Origin of the sequence: Paraburkholderia gardini, from assembly GCF_907164575.1 — a bacterium.
Taxonomy (GTDB): Bacteria; Pseudomonadota; Gammaproteobacteria; order Burkholderiales; family Burkholderiaceae; genus Paraburkholderia; species Paraburkholderia gardini.
Map to the genome: position 1 here is coordinate 180315 of NZ_CAJQYY010000003.1, position 23252 is coordinate 203566.

At 64.2% G+C, this 23252-nt stretch carries 22 protein-coding genes; 12 read left to right on the plus strand and 10 right to left on the minus strand.

From position 1 onward, the window contains the following. The first annotated feature begins 9 nt into the window (after positions 1–9). Entirely contained in the window at positions 10–2058 is a 2049-nt protein-coding gene (secD, locus tag LPA34_RS03740) for a protein translocase subunit SecD (protein ID WP_228975070.1), read from the plus strand. Positions 2059–2076: 18 nt separating this feature from the next. Continuing rightward, complete coding sequence (gene secF, locus LPA34_RS03745) at positions 2077–3027, plus strand: protein translocase subunit SecF (protein WP_228975072.1); 951 nt, start codon at positions 2077–2079, stop codon at positions 3025–3027. A 106-nt stretch (positions 3028–3133) separates the two neighbouring features. On the opposite strand, the gene LPA34_RS03750 is transcribed toward secF, so the two are convergent. The 4 genes from LPA34_RS03750 to LPA34_RS03765 form a co-directional block, all read right to left on the minus strand. After that, positions 3134–4411, minus strand: a complete 1278-nt coding sequence (locus tag LPA34_RS03750) for an MFS transporter (RefSeq protein ID WP_228975074.1) — start codon at positions 4409–4411, stop codon at positions 3134–3136. Positions 4412–4654: 243 nt separating this feature from the next. Continuing rightward, positions 4655–5215 (minus strand): YceI family protein, encoded by a 561-nt coding sequence (locus tag LPA34_RS03755; protein ID WP_228975316.1) that lies wholly within the window; start codon positions 5213–5215, stop codon positions 4655–4657. 86 nt (positions 5216–5301) lie between these two features. After that, the gene (locus LPA34_RS03760) at positions 5302–5865 is read right to left on the minus strand and encodes a YceI family protein (RefSeq protein WP_228975076.1); all 564 of its coding nucleotides are present in this window, start codon (positions 5863–5865) and stop codon (positions 5302–5304) included. A 7-nt stretch (positions 5866–5872) separates the two neighbouring features. Beyond that, entirely contained in the window at positions 5873–6442 is a 570-nt protein-coding gene (locus tag LPA34_RS03765) for a cytochrome b (RefSeq protein ID WP_228975079.1), read from the minus strand. Between the two features lie 440 nt (positions 6443–6882). Here LPA34_RS03765 and LPA34_RS03770 point away from each other — a divergent pair, with 440 nt between their 5' ends. From LPA34_RS03770 to LPA34_RS03800, 7 genes are all read left to right on the plus strand, one after another. Beyond that, complete coding sequence (locus LPA34_RS03770; protein ID WP_228975081.1) at positions 6883–7563, plus strand: paraquat-inducible protein A; 681 nt, start codon at positions 6883–6885, stop codon at positions 7561–7563. A gap of 7 nt (positions 7564–7570) precedes the next feature. Then, positions 7571–8221, plus strand: a complete 651-nt coding sequence (locus tag LPA34_RS03775) for a paraquat-inducible protein A (protein WP_228975083.1) — start codon at positions 7571–7573, stop codon at positions 8219–8221. Beyond that, the gene (locus tag LPA34_RS03780) at positions 8218–9837 is read left to right on the plus strand and encodes a PqiB family protein (protein ID WP_228975086.1); all 1620 of its coding nucleotides are present in this window, start codon (positions 8218–8220) and stop codon (positions 9835–9837) included. Before LPA34_RS03775 ends, LPA34_RS03780 begins: the two co-directional genes overlap by 4 nt. Then, positions 9834–10631 (plus strand): PqiC family protein, encoded by a 798-nt coding sequence (locus tag LPA34_RS03785; protein ID WP_228975088.1) that lies wholly within the window; start codon positions 9834–9836, stop codon positions 10629–10631. The genes LPA34_RS03780 and LPA34_RS03785 overlap by 4 nt, the downstream gene beginning before the upstream one ends. A gap of 281 nt (positions 10632–10912) precedes the next feature. Next, entirely contained in the window at positions 10913–12217 is a 1305-nt protein-coding gene (locus LPA34_RS03790; protein WP_228975090.1) for a THUMP domain-containing class I SAM-dependent RNA methyltransferase, read from the plus strand. A gap of 192 nt (positions 12218–12409) precedes the next feature. Then, complete coding sequence (locus tag LPA34_RS03795; protein WP_228975092.1) at positions 12410–12793, plus strand: VOC family protein; 384 nt, start codon at positions 12410–12412, stop codon at positions 12791–12793. 61 nt (positions 12794–12854) lie between these two features. Next, positions 12855–13601, plus strand: a complete 747-nt coding sequence (locus LPA34_RS03800) for a helix-turn-helix transcriptional regulator (RefSeq protein WP_228975094.1) — start codon at positions 12855–12857, stop codon at positions 13599–13601. Positions 13602–13656: 55 nt separating this feature from the next. Here LPA34_RS03800 and LPA34_RS03805 read toward each other — a convergent pair whose 3' ends face one another. From LPA34_RS03805 to LPA34_RS03815, 3 genes are read right to left on the minus strand one after another with little or no spacing between them, the layout of a single operon-like run. Next, positions 13657–15111: an NAD(P)(+) transhydrogenase (Re/Si-specific) subunit beta gene (locus LPA34_RS03805; RefSeq protein ID WP_228975097.1), complete on the minus strand. Its 1455-nt coding sequence runs from the start codon at positions 15109–15111 to the stop codon at positions 13657–13659. Continuing rightward, positions 15111–15437 carry an NAD(P) transhydrogenase subunit alpha part 2 gene (locus LPA34_RS03810; RefSeq protein ID WP_228975099.1) on the minus strand — a complete coding sequence of 109 codons (327 nt, stop codon included), beginning with the start codon at positions 15435–15437 and terminating at the stop codon, positions 15111–15113. The genes LPA34_RS03805 and LPA34_RS03810 overlap by 1 nt, the downstream gene beginning before the upstream one ends. Before the next feature lie 12 nt (positions 15438–15449). Then, positions 15450–16592 carry a Re/Si-specific NAD(P)(+) transhydrogenase subunit alpha gene (locus LPA34_RS03815; protein WP_228975101.1) on the minus strand — a complete coding sequence of 381 codons (1143 nt, stop codon included), beginning with the start codon at positions 16590–16592 and terminating at the stop codon, positions 15450–15452. A gap of 228 nt (positions 16593–16820) precedes the next feature. Between LPA34_RS03815 and LPA34_RS03820 the strand changes: the two genes are divergently transcribed. The 3 genes from LPA34_RS03820 to LPA34_RS03830 all read left to right on the plus strand — a co-directional run bounded on the left by LPA34_RS03820 (position 16821) and on the right by LPA34_RS03830 (position 20191). Continuing rightward, the gene (locus LPA34_RS03820) at positions 16821–17318 is read left to right on the plus strand and encodes an NUDIX hydrolase (RefSeq protein ID WP_228975103.1); all 498 of its coding nucleotides are present in this window, start codon (positions 16821–16823) and stop codon (positions 17316–17318) included. Between the two features lie 10 nt (positions 17319–17328). After that, a complete protein-coding gene (mnmA, locus tag LPA34_RS03825; protein WP_228975105.1) occupies positions 17329–18489 on the plus strand; it encodes a tRNA 2-thiouridine(34) synthase MnmA in 1161 nt (386 codons plus the stop codon). A gap of 67 nt (positions 18490–18556) precedes the next feature. Continuing rightward, entirely contained in the window at positions 18557–20191 is a 1635-nt protein-coding gene (locus tag LPA34_RS03830; RefSeq protein WP_228975107.1) for an FMN-binding glutamate synthase family protein, read from the plus strand. A 104-nt stretch (positions 20192–20295) separates the two neighbouring features. Here LPA34_RS03830 and LPA34_RS03835 read toward each other — a convergent pair whose 3' ends face one another. From LPA34_RS03835 to LPA34_RS03845, 3 genes are all read right to left on the minus strand, one after another. After that, entirely contained in the window at positions 20296–21159 is an 864-nt protein-coding gene (locus LPA34_RS03835; protein ID WP_228975109.1) for an ABC transporter permease, read from the minus strand. 16 nt (positions 21160–21175) lie between these two features. Continuing rightward, entirely contained in the window at positions 21176–21970 is a 795-nt protein-coding gene (locus LPA34_RS03840) for an ABC transporter ATP-binding protein (protein WP_228975111.1), read from the minus strand. Between the two features lie 102 nt (positions 21971–22072). After that, on the minus strand, positions 22073–23095 hold the full coding sequence (locus LPA34_RS03845; RefSeq protein ID WP_228975113.1) for an ABC transporter substrate-binding protein: 1023 nt from the start codon (positions 23093–23095) through the stop codon (positions 22073–22075). Positions 23096–23252: the final 157 nt, after the last annotated feature.

A 23252-nucleotide genomic window follows, 5' to 3' on the forward strand; every position in this document is an offset into this window, starting at 1 on the left:
GCCATCCCCATGAATCGTTACCCCCTCTGGAAATATGTCGTGATGCTGGTGGCGCTCGTCATCGGCCTCGTGTACACGTTGCCCAACTTCTTCGGTGAAGCGCCGGCGGTCCAGGTGTTGAGCGGCAAAGCCACGGTCAAGCTCGATTCGACCACGCTCGCGCAGGTCGAATCCGCACTCGCTTCCGATCAGATCAAACCGTCCGCCGTCACGTTCGACAATTCGGCGACCAACGCGAACATCCGCGTGCGTCTGACGGACACCGACACGCAGCTGCGCGTGAAGGACCTGCTGCAGAAGTCGCTGAACGCCGATCCCACCGATCCGCAGTTCATCGTCGCGCTGAACCTGCAAAGCGCGTCGCCCAGCTGGCTGACCGCGCTGCACGCGCTGCCGATGTACCTCGGTCTCGATCTGCGCGGCGGTGTGCACTTCCTGCTGCAGGTCGACATGGCCGGCGCGCTGAACAAGAAGCTCGACTCCGACGCGTCCGACGCCCGCACCCTGCTGCGCGACAAGAACATCCGCGATGGCGGCGTGAACCGCGTGAACCAGACGGTCGTCGTCAATTTCGCCGATGCGGACGTCGCCGAAACCGCGCGCAAGCAACTTGCCACGGGCATCAACGAACTCCAGTGGACCACGCAGCCGGATCCGGCGGGCGGTGTCCTGGTGGTCGGCACCTTCACGCCCGCCGTGCAGAAGACGGTCGAAGACTCGGCGCTCAAGCAGAACATCACCACGCTGCATAACCGCGTGAATGAACTGGGCGTCGCCGAACCGGTGATCCAGCAGCAAGGCACCGACCGCATCGTGGTCGAACTGCCGGGCGTGCAGGACACGGCCAAGGCGAAGGACATCATCGGCCGCACGGCGACACTCGAAGCGCGTCTGGCCGACCCGGTGAACACGCATCCGAACCCGAACGATCCGGTGCCCCCGGGCGATGAACTCTTCACGCAGGGCGCGCAGACACCGGTGCTGCTGAGAAAGCAGATCATCTTCACGGGCGACCGGATTATCGATGCGTCGTCGGGCTTCGACGAGCATCAGCGTCCGTCGGTGAACATCCGCCTCGACAGTCGCGGCGGCCGCGCCGTGGCATCGGTATCGCGCGACAACATCGGCAAGCCGATGGCGATGGTGCTGTTCGAGAAGGGCAAGGGCGAAGTGCTGACGGTCGCGACGATCCAGTCGGAACTGGGCGACCGCTTCCAGATCACCGGCCAGCCGACGCCGCAAGCCGCGGCGGATCTGGCGCTGCTGCTGCGCGCCGGCTCGCTGGCGGCGCCGATGGACATCATCGAGGAACGCACGATCGGCCCGAGCCTCGGCGCCGACAACATCAAGAAGGGCTTCCACTCGGTAGTGTGGGGTTTCGCGGCGATCGCCGTCTTCATGATCGCGTACTACATGCTGTTCGGCCTGATCTCGATGATCGGCCTGTCGGTGAACCTGTTGCTGCTGATCTCGATTCTCTCGATGCTGCAGGCCACGCTGACGTTGCCGGGTATCGCCGCTATCGCGCTCGCGCTCGGTATGGCGATCGACGCGAACGTGCTGATCAACGAACGCGTGCGTGAAGAACTGCGCCACGGCGCGCCGCCGCAACTGGCCATCCAGAACGGCTATGAGCACGCATGGGCGACGATTCTCGACTCGAACGTGACCACGCTGATCGCGGGTCTCGCGCTGCTCGCGTTCGGTTCGGGTCCGGTGCGCGGCTTCGCGGTCGTGCACTGTATCGGCATCATGACGTCGATGTTCTCGGCGGTGTTCTTCTCGCGCGGTATCGTGAACTTCTGGTACGGCGGCAAGAAGAAGCTGAAATCGCTGGCGATCGGTCAGGTATGGCGCCCGGCACCCGTCGAAGGCGACGCGGCGTTCCTCGGCCACGACGATGCCGCCACCGACACGGCGCAAGCCGTCGCTGCCGCCGGCGCACGCAAGGCCGCGAAAGCCAGTGCGGCGAACGCCGCGCCGCGCACCGGCAAGCCGGTTGTCCGCCGTCGTAACGATCCGGGCACCGCGCCCCGGAAACCGGGTTCATCCCGCTGAGTCCCGGAGAAAGAGACCATGGAATTTTTCCGCATCCGCAAAGACCTTCCGCTCATGCAGCGCGCGTTGATTTTCAACGCGATCTCGCTGCTGACGTTTATTGCCGCCGTGTTTTTCCTTGCGCATCGCGGGCTGCATCTGTCGGTGGAGTTCACCGGCGGAACGGTGATCGAAGTGCAGTATCCGCAGGCCGTGCCGCTCGAACCGTTGCGCGACACGCTCGGCAAGCTCGGTTACGCCGACGCGCAGGTGCAGAACTTCGGCACTTCGCGCGACGTGCTGATCCGCCTGCCGCTGAAGTCGGGTTTCACGTCCGCGCAGCAGAGCGACCAGGTGATGGGCGCGCTGAAGACCGATAACGCGAAGGTGCAGTTGCAGCGCGTCGAGTTTGTCGGTCCGCAGGTCGGCAAGGAGCTCGCTACCGATGGCCTGCTTGCACTTGCATGCGTGGTCGCCGGTATCGTGATCTATCTGTCGTTCCGGTTCGAATGGAAGTACGCCGTCGCCGGCGTGATCGCCAACCTGCACGACGTGGTGATCATTCTCGGCTTCTTCGCGTTCTTCCAGTGGGAGTTCTCGCTGTCAGTGCTCGCCGCCGTGCTCGCGGTGCTCGGTTACTCGGTGAACGAATCGGTCGTTATTTTCGACCGGATCCGCGAGACGTTCCGCCGCGAACGCAAGATGACGGTCATCGAAGTCATCAACCACGCGATCACCAGCACGATGTCGCGCACGATCATCACGCACGGCTGCACGCAGATGATGGTGCTGTCGATGTTCCTGTTCGGCGGCCCGACGCTGCACTATTTCGCGCTGGCGCTGACGGTCGGTATCCTGTTCGGTATCTACTCGTCGGTATTCGTCGCCGCGGCGCTGGCGATGTGGCTCGGCGTGAAGCGTGAAGATCTGATCAAGGACAGGAAGGAACGTCACGACCCGGACGATCCGAACGCAGGCGCGCAGGTTTAAGTATTACCCTTCGCGACAACGCAGGTGCATATGACAAAGGCCGGTTCTTTCGAACCGGCCTTTGTCGTTTACCGCGCAACCGTCTGCCGTCTGCGCGGCAACCACATCATTTGAACCCGAGCTTGCGGCGCGCCGCGATCAACGCGACAAGACTGATCACCGCCGCGAACATCATGTAGAAGCTCGGCGCGGTTTTGGTCCCGGTCGCGCTGATCAGCCACGCGATGATGAACGGGCCGAAGCCGCCAAAAACCGTCACCGCGATGTTATATGCGAGCGACATGCCGGTCGTGCGCGTCGCCACCGGAAAGATCTCCGAGAGCAACCCCGGCAGCGCGCCGAAGTAACCGGTCATCAGAAACGCGAAGACGATCTGGATCGCGATGAGCGTTTCGAACGTCGGATGCGCGACGAGATACGCGAACGCCGGATAGATCAGCACCAGCAGCAACACGGCTGACGCCAGCATGATGCCGGTTCGTCCGTGGCGGTCGGACAGATGCCCCACGACCGGCGAGAACACGAGCTGGATCGCGCCGACGAGCAGGATCGCCGCGAACGACACCGAAGGCGACAGCCCCAGTTGCTTCACGCCGTAGGTCGGCATGAACAGCACGAGATACGTCGATACCGTGCCGAGCACCACGAGGCCCATCGCGATCACGAGGCGCAGCTTGTGGCTCGCGAAGGTATCGCGCAGCGGGGTGGTGGTGGTTTCGGCGGCGAGGAATTCCGGCGTCTCGTCGAGGCGCGTGCGGATGTACCACGCGACCGGCCCGATCAGCAGCCCGAAGACGAACGGCACACGCCATCCCCACGACATCATCTGCTCCGGCGAGAGCTTGCCCGTCAGCACGACGCCGAAGAGCGCCGCGAGCAGCGTGGTCAGCCCCTGGCTCGCGATCTGCCAGCTCGCGAAGAAGCCCCGCCGGCCCGGCACGTGTTCGGCGAGAAACGCCGTCGCGCTGCCGAACTCGCCGCCGGCGGAAAAGCCCTGCATCAACCGCGCGAGCACCAGGATCACCGGCGCGGCAAGACCGATCGTCCCGTATACTGGAAGGACCGCGATGATGAGCGTGCCCGCCATCATCAGCAGGATCGAAAGCGTCAGGGCCGCCTTGCGCCCTGCCCGGTCGGCGTACGCGCCGAGCACGATCGCGCCGAGCGGGCGCATGAAGAAAGAGACGCCGAACGTGCCAAGCGTGACCAGCAACGAAACGGTGTCGTTACCCGCGGGGAAAAACAGCTTCGAGATGGTGACCGCGAAAAACCCGTAGACGACGAGGTCGAACCATTCCAGCGCATTGCCGATCGACGCGGCGACTACGATGCGCCACGAACTGTGCCGTGCCGCTGCGGCGCTTGTGGCCGTCGTTGCATTCATTCAGATCTCCCGTGCGCGCGAATCGTGTCGTCGCCCGCCTGGATGCGCGCACAACCAGTTGGGCGGTAGCGCACTATGTACCTGAAAAATTAACTTCGCGCGAGCACCAGATGCAGCACCCGGACATCACGCCTGAAGCAAAACACCCCACTGGCGTCATCCGCCAGTGGGGTGCAGGGTCCTGCCAGTTGGGTTCAGTGCGGGTTCATGTCTCACCATCCCGCGCGGATGCCCGGGAAACCGTTACTGCTTGATGCCTTCAGACTGGATATGCAGCTTCGTCTGCATGCTGAAGCCATACTTCTTGCCGAAGTCCATGCCGAAGTCGGCGCGATCGAACGTCGTGCTGGCTTCCACGCCGCACACTTCGCGCTTGAGCACCGGATGCTGCATGCACTTGAACGATTCGATCGTCAGGTTCACCGGCTTCGTCACGCCATGCATCGTCAGCGTGCCGATCACTTCGACAGGCTTGTCGCCGTCAAATTTGATCTCAGTGCCTTTGTACGTCGCCGCCGGAAACTTCGCGACGTCGAAGAAGGCATCGGACTTCAGGTGCTCGTCGAGCTTCGGGTTACCGGTGCTCACCGAAGCCGGATCGACCGTGACGTCGACCGTGCCGGTCTTCGCCGCGCGGTCGAGCGTGACCGTGCCCGTGCTCTTCGTGAACTTGCCGCGCCACACCGACAGGCCGCCGAAGTGGTCAGCCTCGAAGCTCGGATACGTGTGCGTGGGGTCGAGTTGATAGGTATCGGCGGCGAACGCGCCAATCGAGAGGGTCGATGCCAGAGCGGCGATCAGCAGATGTTTCTTCAATTCATGCTCCTTCAGGTATCCAGATACGCCGCACACGGAGGCGGTGTGAGAACAGCGAGAACGGCAAACAATGATTACTTGTGTGCTGCAACGATATGAAACTTGATGACCACGTCGTCAGCCACGACCGACGTATCTTTCCATTCACCCGTGCCGACGTCGAACTGCAAGCGCCTGATGGGCAGCGAGCCGTCGAAGGTCTGCGTCGCGCCCTGCTGCACGACGGTGACCGGCACCGTGACCGTCTGCGACTTGCCCTTGATCGTGAGCTTGCCGGTCACCTTGAACTGGTTGCCGCCGGCCGGGGCAATCGCGCTCGAAACGAAAGTCGCCGCCGGGTAAGTCTTCGAGTCGAACCATTCCTTGCCGCGCACCTCGTCGTTGTAGCTTTCGTCGCCGAGGTCGTAGCTGGCGGTATCGATGGAAAGCTGTGCCGTGCCGGCCGCCGGTTTTGCCGGATCGAACGCGATCTGCGCGGTGAACTTGCCGAACTTGCCTTCGACCGGCACGTTCATCTGCTTCGACGTCGCCGTGACGGTGCTCTTCGAGACGTCGACCTGGGCGAGCGCGCTGCCCGCGACAGTGAGCGCCACGGCCGTGAAAGCCGTCAGCAAGGTGCGATGCAATGAAACCTTCATATGTGTCCTATTTGAGGAAAGGGATCATGCGCGACAGCAGGCCGTCGCGATCCACCAGCTGATGCTTGAGCGCCCCGACGACGTGCAGGACGACGAGCGTGAGCAGGCCGTAATTAAGCGTCACGTGAACGACCTTGAGGATGGCTTTCAGATGCGGGTCCGGCGCGATCAGCAACGGCAGGCGCACGAGACCGAGATACACGACCGGGATATTCGACGCCGAGCTGTACAGATAGCCCGACGCCGGAATCGCGATCATCAGCACGTACAGCAGCACGTGCACGAGCTGCGCGGCGAGCCGCTGCCAGGCGACCATGCCGTCCGGCAGTGCGGGCGCCACATGCGTCGCGCGCCACAGGATGCGCAGCACGGCGAGCGCGAACACGGTCACGCCGATCCACTTGTGCCACGAGAAATAGCGCAGCTTGGCGGGCGTGAAACCCGGGATGTCGGTCATCACCCAACCGAGCGAGAATCCACAGACGATCAGCAGCGCGATCAGCCAGTGAAACGCAATCGCGGTCCGGGTGTAATGATCGGGCGTGCTGGGTGCCGCAGCGGAAGAATGAAATGCCATGACGGATCGCTGACGTAAACAGGGTTAACGGGTCGCGCAAGCACTTATTCCAGCCGCCGCGGATGCAACCGATGCGGGCCCGGACAGCAACCATCCTGCATGGGACCGGAGTAACTTGCATGCGTATGTCGACGCCAAGGCCGCCATGCTACCGCAAGCCCGTAAAGCTGGCTGCACGCGCCCGTGCAACAGTGCGTCGCGCGAGTGGAACGATTTGGGGCCCGAAAGTGTCCGAAGCGTGCGGACCACCAGCCCCAGACGTGTGGGTGCAACAATTTTTGGAATCCTGCGGTCAGGGTGTTTGGTAACATGGGCGCAACTCACAGGCGAAAGCGCCCTGCGGCGCTGCTCTCCGGGTCGCCGTCTTCGTGAACGCTGGCAAAAGGTTGTACTGGTTTGTACCGCGGGTTCCTGTCCACGTCGTCTGTCTTCGCTCCTACATGGAACATGACCACCTGATCGCGTGCCACGAGTGCGACGCGCTGTTCCACAAGCCGCGGCTCGACCGCCGCTCGCTGGCGCGGTGCCCGCGCTGCAAGGCAACGCTCTACCGGAGCGCGTCGTCGCGCATCGACAACGTCGTCGCCATGACGCTGGCCGCGATCGTCACGTTCCTCATCGCACAGGCGTTCCCGATCGTTGAACTCGAAACCAGCGGAATCACGTCGCAGACCACGCTGTTCGGCGCGATCGTCGCGTTGTGGAACGAGGACATGCAGATCGTCGCGGTGATGGTCTTCTGCTCGACGACGCTCTTCCCGCTCACCGAACTCCTCGCCCTTCTCTATGTGCTCGTGCCGGTGCGCGCGGGCTACGTGCCGCCGCTCTTTAACCGCGTGCTGCGCGCGATCCAGTTCGTGCGACCGTGGGGCATGATCGAGGTGTTCATGCTCGGCGTGCTGATCACCATCGTGAAGATGATCAGCCTCGCGCGCGTGATTCCAGACGCCGCGCTCTTCGCCTTCGGCGCGCTGACGCTGATGTTCGCGGTCGTCGTCACGTTCGATCCGCGCACGTTGTGGGATATCGCCGATACCCTGCCCCGGGAGCGTCTGCGGCGCATCCGGCGCCTCAGGGCGACGCGGGCCGCCGGCCAGCCACCTGCACCCCATCAGGGATGAAAGCGGGATGAAATACATCACAGCAAAACGCGCGGGTTTCGTCAGTTGCCATGCATGCGGGCGGGTCGAGCCGTGGCAACGCCTGGCGCACGGTCAGCAGTGCGGGCGCTGCGGCGCGACACTGCACCGCCGCACCCCGGACAGCCTGATGCGCGTGTGGGCGCTGCTCATCTCGGCCGCGCTGCTCTATATTCCGGCGAACCTGCTGCCCGTCATGCATACGGCATCGCTGGTCGGCGCCGAGGACGACACGATCATGAGCGGCGTGGTCTACTTCTGGACCTCGGGCGACTGGCCGCTTGCCGTCATCGTGTTCATTGCCAGCATCCTGGTGCCGATGCTCAAGCTGAGCGTGCTCGCGCTGCTGACCATTACCGCGCAGCGCCGCTCGAAGTGGCGGCCCGACCAGCGCACGAAGCTCTACCGGCTCGTCGAGCGGATCGGCCGCTGGTCGATGCTCGACGTGTTCGTCGTGACGCTGACGGTCGCGCTGGTCCGTTTCAAATCACTCGCGGTGATTACCGCCGGCCCGGGCGCACTCGCGTTCGGCTCCGTGGTGATCCTCACGATGCTGGCCTCGATGCAGTTCGATCCGCGCCTCACCTGGGATTACGTCGATGAGCGCAAAGACAGAAAAACCACAGGGATCAAACCATGAATAGCCCACAAGGACCGAATCCGCCGCCCGATCTGCCGGATCCCGATATCGAGCCGCCGCGCCGCAGCTGGCTTCCGTCGCTCGTCTGGGTGGTTCCGCTGGTCGCGGCGCTGATCGGCGTCGCGCTGGTCGTCAAGTCGGTCTCCGGCAGGGGGCCGACCATCACGATCAGCTTCGTGAGCGCGGAAGGGCTCGAGCCGGGCAAGACGAAGGTCAAGTACAAGGACGTCGATGTCGGCTCCGTGAAGACCATCAAGCTCGCGAAAAACCTCTCGCACGTGAGCGTCGAGGTGCAGCTCACCAAGGAAGCCGAGGATTTCGCTGTGAAAGGCACGCGCTTCTGGGTCGTGAAGCCGCGCGTGGGCGCGAGCGGCGTGTCCGGATTGAGCACACTGCTGTCCGGCGCGTTCATCGGCGTCGACCCCGGACGCACGGAAGACACGCAGAAAGACTTCGTCGGGCTGGAGACCCCACCGCCGATTACCGGCGACCAGAAAGGCCATCAGTTCACGTTGCGCGGTGAGTCGCTCGGCTCGATCGACATCGGCTCGCCGATCTACTACCGGCGTGTGCAGGTGGGCCAGGTCGTGGGCTTTTCGCTCGACAAGGACGGCACCGGTGTCACGATGCAGGTGTTCGTGAGCGCGCCGTTCGACCAGTACGTCGGCACCAATACAAGGTGGTGGCACGCGAGCGGCGTCGACGTCCGGCTCGATTCGAGCGGCTTCAAGCTGAACACCCAGTCGCTTGCGACGTTGATCGTCGGCGGTCTTGCGTTCCAGGGGCCGCCGGGGCAACCGCCCGGTCCGCAGGCGCCAAACAACATGACGTTCCGCCTTGGCTCCGACCAGGCCGATGCGATGCGCGATCCGGACGGCGAACCGCTGCGCGTGGTGATGAACTTCAACCAGTCGCTGCGCGGGCTGGCGGTGGGCGCGCCAATCGACTTCCGGGGCATCGTGCTCGGCGAGGTCACGGCCATCGGCATCGACTACGATCCGAAGGCGCGCAACTTCAAGATGCCGGTAACGATCAACATCTATCCGGGACGTCTCTCGCGACGCGCGCGCGGCCCGGTGCCCGAACCGGGTAGCGCCGCGGGCCACGAGTTGCTGGAGCGGCTCGTCAAGCACGGTCTGCGTGGCCAGTTGCGTACGGGCAACCTGATCACGAACCAGCTGTACATCGCGCTCGACATCTTCCCGAAAGCGCCGCCCGCGAAAATCGACATCAATCAGGATCCGATGGAACTGCCGACGATCCCGAACTCGCTCGACGAACTGCAGATCCAGGTCGCGGATATCGCGAAGAAGCTGGATGCGGTGCCGTTCGACCAGATCGGCAACAACCTGAACGCCGCACTGAAGAACGCCGACCAGCTGTTCAAGCGGCTCGACACCGAAGTCGTGCCGGAGGCACGCGACACGCTGGCCGCCGCGAAGCAGACGTTCGGCTCGGCGGAAGCCACCTTGCAGCAGGATTCGCCACTGCAATCGGACGTGCACCAGGCGCTGCAGGAACTGACGCGCACGCTGCAATCGCTGAACGCGCTGTCGGACTACCTCGAACGTCATCCGGAATCGTTGCTGCGCGGCAAACAAGGAGATAAACCATGATGTTCGCCCGGCTGTTTCATCCGGCGCGCGCCGCTAGCCGTGCTGCTGTCCGCGCAGGGTTTCGTGCGGTTGCCGGTGCTGTTGACCGCACCGGCCTTCCCTCCGTCACGACGGTGGCCGTGGCCGCCGGGGTGCTGGCGCTTGCGGGCTGCGCGTCGCCAGTGAGCCGCTTCTACACCCTCAATGCCACCGACACGACAGCGTCCACACGTCCTGCCGGCAATTCGTCGATGCTGATTGAGGTGCCGCCCGTCGACGTGCCGCCGCAGGTCGCGAAAACCCAGCTGGTGGTGCAGACGGGCCCGACGCAGGTTCAGGTGCTCGAACAGGAACGCTGGGCGTCCCTGCCGGGCGACGAGATCCGCCGCGCACTGTCGTCGGACCTCACCGCCCGGCTCGGCGCGATCGACGTCTACGGCACGCCGTATCCGGACGGCGCACCGGTTTATCGCGTGAGCGTGAACGTGCAGCGCTTCGAGTCGTGGCCGGGCTCGCATGCGCTCATCGACGCCGTCTGGAGCGTGCGCGTGGTGCGCACGCAGGCGGTGCTGACCTGCCGCAGCGTCGTGAGCGAGCCGGTCGCGACCGGCTACGACGCACTGGCGGAAGGTCATCGTCGCGCGGTGCAGGAAATCTCGACGGAAATCGCCGCTGGCGTGCAGGCACTCGCCGCCGCGCCGCAGACGCGGGCGGCAACGCCCGCGAAGGGCGCGTCGTCAAGCATGGCGACCGGCGCGGGCGCGATCAAGGTGCCGTGTCCGGCGCCGATGTCACCGGTCACACCGGCTGCCTGAGCTAGCTGATCCGGGCGGTTGGCGGAAGCGTCAGGCATGACGTGCCGCCGGCGCGCGCGGTGTGGCCGGCGGCCGAATGCAGGAAGCGCCCGCCATGCCATCCGTCCGGCATGGCATGGCGCCGTCGCGCGCATTGCCGCCGGTGGCCCCGCGCTGAACGGGCCGCGCCGATCACGCCGATCGTGCGGCCGGCCTTGCCGGCATGGGCGGCACCATGGCCCTGAATGCGCCCGCCGACCGCGTACAATACGGGCTTCCCTCCAGGCCTTCCGGCAACCTCAATGTCCTTCGATTTTTTCGTCCCCTGCCCACGCGGCCTTGAAGCCGCGCTCGCGTCCGAACTTGCCGAGATCGGCGAGCGCCATCTGAACGGCGCGCCGTTCGCGCCCGGCGCGCAGGTCCCGGGTGGCGTGCACTTCCGCGGAGGATGGCCCGCCGGCATGGCCGCCAACCTGCATTCGCGGATCGCCAGCCGCGTGCTGCTGAAGATCGCCCATCGCCCGTATCGCAGCGAGCAGGACATCTACGCGCTCGCGCTCGAACAGCGCTGGGAACAGTGGTTCTCCGCGAACGAAACACTGCGCGTCGACGTCACGGCGATCAAGTCGCCGCTGCGCAGCCTCGAATTCGCGACGCTGCGCATCAAGGACGCGATCTGCGACCGTCTGCGCGAAAAGAGCGGCGCGCGCCCGAGCATCGATACGGCCGAGCCCGACGTGCGCGTGTTCGCGTTCCTCACCGCAACCGACTGCACGCTGTATCTCGACACGTCCGGCGATCCGCTTTTCAAGCGTGGCTGGCGGCTCGACAAGGGCGCCGCTCCCCTGCGCGAAAACCTCGCGGCCGGCATCCTGCGCCTGACGGGCTGGACCGCTGGCACGCCGCTCTATGATCCGATGTGCGGCAGCGGCACGTTCCTCGCCGAGGCGGCGCAGGTCGCGCTGAATATCGCGCCGGGCGTCGAGCGCCGGTTTGGCTTCGAACGTCTGAAGCAGTACGACGTCAACGCGTGGCAGACGCTGAAAGTCGCTGCCGTCGACGCCAAACGCGCCGCGCGCGGCTCGCGTGCCGATCTGCAGATTTTCGGCAGCGACATTTCCGGCGACATGCTCGACAAGGCGCACGCCAACTTCGAGCGTGCTGGCCTTAACGTACCGCTCAAGCAGGTCGACGCGCGTGGCATGACGCCGCCAGCTGGCACGCCGGGCATCCTCGTCGCGAATCCGCCGTACGGCGAGCGTATCGAGGTGCGTGGGCGCGGCCCGCGCGGCGAAGTGCGCGAAACCGGCCGCGAAAGCCGCGAAGACGAAGGCTTCAAACGCGTCCACACCGATGCGCCGGACAGCGAATTCTTCAAGTCGTTCGGCGACGCGCTCAAGCAACGCTTCACCGGCTGGCACGCGTTCGTCCTGACGTCGGACCGCAAGCTGCCCGGCCAGATGCGCCTGCGTGAATCGACCAAAACGCCGCTCTTCAACGGCGCGCTCGAATGCCGTCTGTTCCGCTTCGACCTGATCGCCGGCAGCGTGCGCCAGCGGCCGGCAGCCAACCCAGGTGACACGGCTGAAGGCCAGAGCCAGAGCTAGCCTCCTTCTGTTCAGGCACGCATCAGAACAACGCGGCGGCGGGCACATGCCCCGTCCGCCGCGTTTTTTTGCCCTCGAATATTCGCGCGCTCAGCTCAGGCTACTGACAGGACGATGTCAGTAGCCCGGCAGCACACTCCAGTCTCGTCATCCGGCATCTGGCCCGGAGCGGCGACCACCAAGGAGCGTGTCATGTCAGCAGCTGATTCCCGCGTTATCGCCTGGTTTGAAATTCCGTCCACCGACTTCGATCGCGCGGTGCGTTTCTATGAGACCGTCCTCGGTAACCCGATGCGCCGCGCAGACTTCGGCCAGCCGATCGCCATCTTCACCTATGGCGAACAGGCGACCGGCGGTTGCGTGGTCGGCGGCACGTCGCTGAAGCCGTCGGCGGCCGGCACGATGGTGTATCTCAACGCCACGCCCAACGTGAACGCCGTGCTCGCGCGCGTCGAGAAGGCCGGCGGCAAGGTGGAAGGCCCTGCCATCCAGTTGCCGGACGACATCGGCTACATCGCCTTCATCACCGATACCGAAGGCAACCGCATCGGCCTGCATTCGCAGCACAACGGCTAGGCGATCGTGAAGCCGGGCGGACCGCACAGCGCGCTCCGTCCGCGGATAAGCGGAGCACGTCATGCGGCGCTATCATCGCGGGGGCGTTTCCGCCCTGTTACCTCCACGCAGGACATCCCCGATGACGCGTCGCGCCGACCGCCTTTTCCAGATCGCCGAACTGCTGCGTGGCCGCCGGCTTACCACCGCGCAGCAGCTTGCCGAATGGCTGAAGATCTCGCCGCGCACGGTGTATCGCGACGTGCGCGATCTGCAGCTCTCAGGCGTGCCGATCGAAGGCGAGCCCGGCATCGGTTACCGGCTAGCCCGCACGGCCAGCCTGCCGCCACTCACCTTCACCGCAGAGGAACTCGCCGCGCTCGCCGCCGGCGCGCGCATGCTCGAAACGTGGGGCGGCGCGAGTTTCGCTTCGGGCGCGCGCGGAGCGCTTGCAAAAATCGCCTCCGCGATGCCCGCGGACAAGCGCGCGACGCTTGAACGCGCGCCGTTCTTCGCACCGTCGTTTCACGTCAAGGGGGAATTCCCGGAGAAGGTCGACGCGCTGCATCGGGCGATCGACGATCATCGTGTGGTGAGCTTCGCCTACGTCGACCGGAACAAAGCCGCGACAGAGCGGCGCGTGTGGCCGCTCGGGCTCGTCTACTGGGGGGCGCGCTGGACGATCGGCGCGTGGTGCGAACTGCGTGAGGGGTTTCGCAACTTCGACGTCGAGCGCATGCGGGACGTCGCGTTGCACGAAGCGTTTCCAGATATGGAAGGCCGCAGACTGGCGGACTTCATGCGGCATGTGAGAGCAAAGCCACGGTGAACCGGTTCGCATCGCGGTTGCCTGAACCGCGACACGAACCGTTACATCACACGCCTCACTCCACCGCCTTCACCATGTCCTCGATTACCTTCTTCGCATCGCCGAAAACCATCATCGTCTTGTCCATGTAGAACAGATCGTTGTCGAGCCCGGCATAACCCGCCGCCATCGAGCGCTTGTTGACGATGACCGTGCGCGCCTTGTAGGCCTCGATGATCGGCATGCCCGCGATCGGCGACTTCGGATCGTTCTTCGCGGCCGGATTCACGACGTCGTTCGCGCCGAGCACCAGCACCACGTCGACCTGGCCGAACTCGCCGTTGATGTCGTCCATTTCGAAGACCATGTCGTACGGCACTTCGGCTTCCGCCAGCAGCACGTTCATGTGGCCCGGCATCCGTCCGGCCACCGGGTGAATCGCGTACTTCACCACGATGCCCTTCTCGACGAGCTTGTCGGTCAGCTCCTTCAGCGCATGCTGCGCGCGCGCCACCGCCAGCCCGTAACCCGGCACGATCACGATCGTTTCCGCGTTGCCCATCATGAACGAAGCGTCTTCCGCCGAGCCCGACTTGACCGGGCGCTGTTCCGCCGAGCCACCCGCTACCGCCGCGCCGCCTTCATTGCCGAAGCCGCCCAGGATCACGTTGAAGAACGAACGGTTCATCGCGCGGCACATGATGTACGACAGGATCGCACCCGACGAACCCACGAGCGAGCCCGCGATGATCAGCATCGGATTGTTCAGCGAGAAACCAATGCCCGCGGCCGCCCAGCCCGAGTACGAGTTGAGCATCGACACGACTACCGGCATGTCCGCACCGCCGATCGGGATGATGATCAGCACGCCCAGCGCGAACGCGATCAACGTCATGATGATGAACGGCAGCCAGGCCTGCGTGAGAAAGAAGATCACGCCGAAGCCGAGCATCCCGAGCGCGAGCAGCAGGTTGATCAGATGCTGGCCTGCGTAGACGACGGGCGCACCCTGAAAGAGCCGGAACTTGTACTTGCCCGACAGCTTGCCGAACGCGATCACCGAACCGGAGAACGTGATCGCCCCCACGAACGTGCCGATGAACAGCTCGACGCGATTGCCGTACGGCAGGAAGCCCGCGTACGGAGCATCCTCGACGCCCAGCCCGAACGCGGCCGGCTCCGACACCACCGCGTACGCGATACACACCGCGGCGAGACCGATCAGCGAGTGCATCGCGGCGACGAGTTCGGGCATCTTCGTCATCTCGACGCGCGCGGCGACGAACGCACCGATCGCACCGCCCACGATCAACGCGGCGAACAGCAGGCCAAGACCGAGTGCGAGGTTCGAGCCGAGTCCGGCGGCCTGCTTCGTGATCAATGCGATGGTCGTGAGAATCGCGATCGCCATCCCGACCATGCCGAACACATTGCCGGTGCGCGCGGTCTTCGGATTCGACAGCCCCTTGAGCGCCTGGATGAAACACACCGACGCAACGAGATATAACAGCGTGACGACATTCAGGCTCATTACGCGTTCTCCTTCGCGGCTGCGGGGAGCTTCTTCGGCTCTTTCTTGCGGAACATCTCGAGCATTCGTCTGGTGACGAGAAATCCGCCGAACACGTTCACTGCCGCAAGGCCAACGGCGAGCGTGCCGAAGAACTTGCCGGTCGTGCCCAGCGTGAGGCCTGCGGCCAGCATCGCGCCGACGATCACGATCGCCGAGATCGCGTTGGTCACGGCCATCAGCGGCGTGTGCAGCGCGGGCGTGACGTTCCAGACGACGTGGTAGCCGACGTAAATCGCCAGCACGAAGATGATCAGATTGATCACCGTATGGTTGATGACTTCCATTGCTGAGACTCCTTATGCCTTGCGTGTCACGGCGCCATCGCGGGCCAGCAGCGTGGCCGCGACGATGTCGTCCGCAAGATCGATGTTCAATGCGCCTTCCTTCGTGACGATCAGCTTGAGGAAGTCGAGCAGATTGCGCGCGTAAAGCGACGACGCGTCGGACGGCACCATCGACGCCAGATTCGTATAACCGACGATCTGCACGCCGAACTTCGTGACGACCTTGTCCGCTTCGGTCAGCGGACAGTTACCGCCGCGCTGCCCTTCATACTCGGGACCGCGGCCCGCGGCCAGATCGATCAGCACGGAACCGGGCTTCATCGCCTGCACGGTTTCGACGGAGATCAGCGTCGGTGCCGGACGGCCCGGAATCAGCGCGGTGCTGATGACGATGTCGGCCTGCTTCGCACGTTCGTGAACGAGTGCGCCCTGGCGTGTGAGCCACGAAGCCGGCATCGGCCGCGCGTAACCGCCGACGCCCTGCGCGGCGTCGCGCTCTTCGTCGGTTTCGTAGGGCACGTCGAGGAATTTAGCGCCGAGCGATTCGATCTGCTCTTTCACCGCCGGGCGCACGTCGGATGCCTCGATCACCGCGCCGAGACGTTTCGCAGTCGCAATCGCCTGCAACCCGGCCACGCCCGCGCCGAGAATCAGCACGCGCGCCGCCTTCACGGTGCCCGCCGCCGTCATCAGCATCGGCATGAAGCGCGGATACAACGTCGCGCCGAGCAGCACCGCTTTATAGCCCGCAATGTTGGCTTGAGACGACAGTACGTCGAGACTTTGCGCGCGCGTCGTGCGCGGCGCCGCTTCGAGCGCAAATGCAGTCACACCCGCAGTGGCGAGCTTTAATGCGTTTTCTGAATTAAATGGGTCCAGCATCCCGATGAGCGTGGCGCCGCGTTTGAGCATCGGCAGTTCGCTATCGGTGGGTGACTGGACCTTGAGAACGAGATCGGCGCCGAACGCGGTCTGTGCGTCGACAAGTTCCGCTCCGGCGGCCGCAAAGGCTTCATCGGTAAAGCTCGCACCGGTGCCGGCGCCGCTTTGGATCGTGACTTTGTGACCTTGGGAAACGTACTTTTTGACCGTCTCGGGCGTCGCGGCAACGCGGGTTTCGTACGGCCGCGTTTCGGCTGGCACTCCGATGTGCATCGTTGAATCCTCCTCGACTTCCTGTTATTTCGTACAGTTGCGCCGACGAGGCACGCCGGCTTTGAGTATTGCATCGGCTAACTGCCTCACTTTAACCGAAACCCGCCGACAGACAGAAACTAGGGCCAATCCGGGTATCCAAATAGTTAATCCCTGCAATCCGGTCGCTGGATCGTCTGTGGGCGCGCTGCCGGCAGCCCTGCGCCATAGACGGTAAAATGCGATCCCATGAAACCGGAATCCTGGGCTCCACACGTCACGGTCGCAGCGATCGTCGAGCGCGACGGGCGCTTTCTCGTCGTCGAGGAACATACGGACGACGGGTTGCGGCTGAACCAGCCGGCCGGCCATCTGGAGGCGGGCGAAACGCTTGTCGAAGCGGTGATCCGCGAAACACTCGAGGAAACCGCGCATCCGTTCACGCCTCACGCACTCGTCGGCGTTTATATGACGCATTTCGCGCGGCAGGAGCGCGAAGGCATCACGTATCTGCGCTTCACGTATTGCGGCGGCAGCGGCGAACCCGAGGCGGGTCGCGCGCTCGATCCCGATATCGTGCGCACGCTGTGGATGAGCGCCGACGAATTGCGCACGTGTCCCGAACGGCATCGCACGCCGCTCGTCATGCAATGTATCGACGATTACCTCGCAGGCCGGCGCGTTCCGCTCGACTTCGTGCACACGCATTCGGTCGGGCCGCCCCGGTCAGTGAGCACACGGAAGTAGCAGGCAAACAATGAGCAAGCAGAAAGTAGTCGTAGGCATGTCGGGCGGCGTCGATTCGTCGGTGACCGCGTGGCTGCTGAAAGAACAGGGATACGACGTTGTCGGTCTTTTCATGAAGAACTGGGAAGACGACGACGACGGCGAGTACTGCTCGACGCGGCAGGACTGGATCGACGTCGTCTCGGTGGCCGACCTCATCGGCATCGACGTCGAGGCGGTCAACTTCGCCGCCGAATATAAAGATCGCGTGTTCGCCGAATTCCTGCGCGAATACTCGGCCGGCCGCACGCCGAATCCGGACGTGCTGTGCAATGCCGAAATCAAGTTCAAGGCCTTCCTCGATCATGCGATGTCGCTCGGCGCAACAACCATCGCGACGGGTCACTACGCCCGCGTGCGCGAACGCGAAGGCCGTTTCGAACTGCTGAAAGCGTTCGACCACACGAAGGACCAGTCGTACTTCCTGCATCGCCTGAACCAGGCGCAGCTGTCGAAAACGCTCTTCCCGCTCGGCGAAATTCCGAAGACGAAAGTACGCGAGATCGCCGAACAGATCGGTCTGCCGAACGCGAAGAAGAAAGACTCGACCGGTATCTGCTTTATCGGCGAGCGGCCGTTTCGCGACTTCCTGAACCGCTATCTGCCGACGAAGCCCGGTCCGATGAAGACGACGGATGGCAAGGTCGTCGGCGAACACATCGGTCTTGCGTTCTATACGTACGGCCAGCGCAAGGGCATCGGTCTGGGCGGCAGCAAGGACGGCAGCGGCGAGCCGTGGTTCGCCGCGGGCAAGGACATCCCGTCGAATACGCTGTATGTCGCGCAGGGGCACGACCACCCGTGGTTGCTGAGCCATACGCTGAGCGCGGGAAACACGAGCTGGGTGGCGGGCGACGCGCCGCCGGAAGACTTCGCGTGCGCGGCCAAAACGCGCTATCGCCAGGCGGACGCGGCCTGCACATTCAGCACCGCGGAGCTCGTCGAAGGCCATTTCGGCCTGCACTTCGACGACGCGCAGTGGGCTGTCACACCAGGGCAATCGGCGGTGCTCTACGATGGCGACGTGTGTCTTGGCGGCGGCATCATCGAACATGCCGCGACGGCGCAGCCGGCCACGCGTGCGCCGCAAACCGCTGCGTTGCTGGGCGCACGGCAGGCTGCGGCGCGCTAGCGCATCAGCGGACTGGCGTTGCCGGCACCGCGCGGGCTGCGGCGATATTCACTGCAATGGAGCTTTCATGTTCTCTCGACGTTATGTGGCGATGTGGTGCGCGATCGTACTGCTGGCCGCCTGCGCAGCGCTCGCCGCGCTGCATCACCTCTCGTGGTTCTGGATCGTCGTGCCGCTGGCGCTGGTCGCGCTCGGCATTTTCGATCTGACGCAGGAACGCCACGCGATCCTGCGCAATTACCCGCTCTGGGGCCACTTCCGTTTTCTGTTCGAATTCATCCGCCCGGAGATCCGCCAGTATTTCGTCGAAGGCGATACCGACGAGCGTCCGTTCTCGCGCGCCCAGCGCAGCATCGTCTACCAGCGCGCGAAAAACGATGTCGACAGCCGGCCGTACGGCACCGAGCTCGATGTGAAAGCGGTCGCGCACGAATGGATCAGCCACTCGCTCGCGCCGACAAAGCTCGACAGCCATGACTTTCGCATCGTCGTCGGAGCGGAGCGCGCGCAGCCTTATTCGATGTCGATCTTCAACGTGTCGGCGATGAGCTTCGGCTCGCTGTCGGCGAACGCGATCATGGCGCTCAATCTCGGCGCGAGGAAAGGCAACTTCGCGCACGACACCGGCGAAGGCTCGATGTCGAAATATCACCGCGAACACGGTGGCGACATCATCTGGGAAATCGCCTCGGGCTACTTCGGATGCCGCAACGACGACGGCACGTTCAGCGCGGAAAAATTCGCGAAGCAGGCGAACGAGCCGCAGGTGAAGATGATCGAAATCAAGCTGTCGCAAGGCGCGAAGCCCGGGCACGGCGGCGTGCTGCCGGCGGCGAAGATCACGCCGGAAATCGCGGAGACGCGCGGCGTGCCGATGGGCCGCGACTGCGTGTCGCCCGCCACACATTCCGAATTCTCGACGCCGCGCGGGCTGCTCGAGTTCGTCGAGCGGCTGCGCACGCTGTCAGGCGGCAAGCCGACCGGCTTCAAGCTGTGCATCGGACATCCGTGGGAATTTTTCGGCATCGCGAAAGCGATGCTGGAGACGGGCATCGTGCCGGACTTCATCGTCGTCGACGGCGCGGAAGGCGGCACGGGCGCGGCGCCGCTGGAGTTCACCGATCACGTCGGCGTGCCGCTGCAGGAAGGACTGCTGCTCGTGCACAACACGCTCACCGGCATCGGCCTGCGCGACAGGGTCCGTGTGGGCGCGAGCGGCAAGATGATCACCGCGTTCGATATCGCGAAGACACTCGCGATCGGCGCGGACTGGGTCAATGCGGCGCGCGGCTTCATGTTCGCGGTCGGCTGCATTCAGGCGCAGACATGCCACACGGGCCGCTGCCCGACCGGCGTCGCGACCCAGGACCCGGTTCGCCAGCGCGCGCTCGTGGTGCCGGACAAATCGGACCGCGTGTTCAACTTTCATCACAACACGCTGCATGCGTTGCAGGAAATCATCCAGGCCGCCGGCCTCGAACATCCTGCCGATCTGCGCGCGCATCACATCGTGCGGCGCGTGTCGTCGCATGAAGTGCGGTTGATGTCGGATCTGCTCAAGTATCTCGAGCCGAACGATCTGGTCGACGGCAACTACCGGTACTCGCTGTATGAAAAGTGGTGGCCGGTCGCGCGTAGCGATTCGTTCTCGCCGAAGCGCGTGCCGCCTGTGAAGCAGCCAGCGCAACCGCAGACCGCGTAGAGCGGAAGCAAAAAAGAAAGCGCGCGCCCGAAACCCGGGACACGCGCTTTCTGTGCCGCACAGCCTGCAGCCTGCCTGTGGCTACACGCGAGATCCGCGAAAAATCACGTCGGCGTCGGCCGCCATTTCAGCAGACGATGTTCGACCGCCGTCAGCAGATAATCCGCCGCGAGCGCGACCACCGCCAGCACGATCATCGCCGCGAACACGCCGCTCGCGTTGAACGCGCCCTGCGCGGTCGAGATCAGCAGACCGATACCCTGCTTCGAACCGAGGAATTCGCCGACCACCGCACCGACCAGCGCGAAGCCGAAGCTCACGTGCAGGCTGGCGAGAATCCAGCTGAGCGCCGAGGGAATCACCACCGACGTCGTCACCTGACGGCGCGACGCACCCAGAATCTGCGCATTCGCGATCATGTAGCGATCGGCTTCACGCACGCCCTGGAACGCATTGGCGAACACGACGAAGAACACCATCACCACCGCGAGCGCCACCTTCGACGCCATGCCGAGACCGAGCGCAATCACGAACACCGAGCCGAGCACCACGCGCGGAATCGAGTTGGCGATCTTGATATAGAGGCTGAACACGTCGGAGAGCAGCTTGTTGCGCCCGAGCACGATGCCGCAGACGATGCCGCCCGCCCCGCCGATGAGAAAACCGATGATCGTCTCTTCGAGCGTCACCCAGACCTGCGTCAGAAGCGGGCCCTGCGACGTGCCGTTCACGAACCAGTCGACGATCTGGTCGAAAATCGCCGACGGCATCGAAAAGAAGAACGGATCGATCCATTTGAGTCGCGCGAACAGTTCCCAGCCGCCGAGCACGACGACCAGAATCAGCACGCGCAGCGAAATGACCAGTGCCTGACGCTGGCGGATGCGCTTCTGCGCGACGCGCTCGACCTGCGCGAGCGAAGCCGGGTCGAGGCCCGCGGGCATCATCTGTTGAGGGGTAGTAGACATGTTTCCCGTTCCTTGATTAACCGATCTGCACTTCTTCGCGCAGGTCATGCCAGATATCGCGCGAGATCTCGATGAAGCGCGGGTCGTAGCGAACCTCCGACGTGACGCGCGGACGCGGCAGGTCGATCTCATACACTTTCTTCAGCGTGGCCGGACGCGCGGTCAGCACGAACACGCGATCGGCGAGCGCGATGGCTTCCTCGAGATCGTGCGTGACGAACACGACCGAGCCCGTGCCCGACCACAGTTGCAGCAGTTCGTCCTGCATCAGCGTGCGGGTCTGCATGTCGAGCGCGGAGAACGGCTCGTCCATCAGCAGGATTTCCGGCTTGTTGATGAAGGTCTGCGCGAGCGCGACGCGCTTTCTCATTCCGCCCGACAGTTGATGCGGATAGTGCTTGCCGAATTTCTCGAGACCGACGCGGCGCAGCCATTCGTTCGCTTCGTCATGCGCGGCCGATTTCGAACGGCCGCGATACAGCGGACCCGCCGCCACGTTGTCGAGCACCGAGCGCCACGGGAACACGGCGTCCGCCTGAAACACGAAACCGATGCGCGGATCGATGCCGTCGACCGGTGCGCCCATCACGCGCACTTCGCCGGTCGTCGGCTTCAGAAGGCCGGTGATCATGCTGAGCGTGGTCGACTTGCCGCAGCCGGTCGGACCGACGATGGCGACGAACTCGCCGCGCGCCACCGACATGCTGAAATCGCGCAATGCGACCGTCGCCTTGCCGTCCGGCGAAATGAAACGGCACGATACGTTGCGCAGCTCGATGGCCGGCGTGCCGCGTGACAATGGTTGATTCATCAGCTGGTGCCTCGTTGTTGCCTGACTGTTGCCTGGTTGTTGCGGGAAGGACAGGCGCGCCGCCGGGCACGCCCGTTCACGCCTGTCCGTCCTGTGAACGGATTACTTCGATACCGTCTTGACCGGCGCCGACGAAACGAAATCGTTCGTGTACGTCTTCGCGAGATCGATATGCTTGCCCTTCACCGAAGGGTTGAACGCCGACAACACTTTCAGCACCGTCTCCGGACCGTCGGCCGGCATCTTGCCGTCCTTCGTGAACATCGGCAGCGACGCCTTCAGCGCGCTCACGTACATATCCTTGTTGTTGCCGTAGTAATCCTTCGGCATCTTCGCGGCGATTTCCTCGGCGCTATGCGTCGCGATGAAGTTCAGCGTCTTCGCGAACGCATGCGACAGCTTCGCCGCTTCGTCCTTGTGCGACTCGGCCCACGCGCGCTGCACGTAGAAGCTCGATGCCGGGTACGTGCCGCCCAGTGCGGCCCTCGTGCCTTCGAGCGTGCGCATGTCGACCAGCACCTTCGCGTCGCCGGTCTTCAGCAACTGCGAGACGGTCGGCTCCGTCGTCATGCCGGCGTCGATGCGGTTTTGCTGGATCGCCGCGATAAAGCTGTTGCCGGCACCCACCGGCAGCAGCGTGTATTGCGTCGACGGCACGCCGGCGCGCTGTGCCAGGTATTGCGTGAGGAAGCTCGTCGAGGAACCGAGGCCCGTCACGCCGAGCGTCTTGCCCTTCGCGTCCGCCATGCTCTTCAGCGTGCCGGCGGCTTTGGTCGACACCATTTCGACTTCGCCCGGCACCTGGCCGAAGATCACCAGCGCCTCGACTTCCTTGCCCTTGCTCTGCAGGTCGATCGTGTGATCGTAAAAGCCGACCACACCTTGCACCGCACCCGCGAGCAGCTCGTTTTCGGCGTCGACGCCCGCCGGTTGCGAGAGGACCTCGACATCGAGGCCTTCGTCCTTGAAGTAGCCGAGCTCTTCGGTCAGTCTCGCCGGCAGATAGATGATCTTGGCGGCACCGCCGACCATGATCGTAAGTTTCTCGGCATGGGCCGAAGCCGAAACAGCGGCGAGGGCAAACGCAACACCGGACACGGCGGCAATCTGGCGCAAGGTACGCATGAAGCAGTCTCCTGAGGTCGGGTCGCCGCTTTGAGGTGCGGCGTTTTCTGGATGAATGTGGCGGATTATAGAAAGCGGAATCCTTCTGCCAGCTTTCGGTATGAATAGCAAATCATGGGTGTTAACCCCACGACCCCCCGAAAACGCCCCGCAAAAC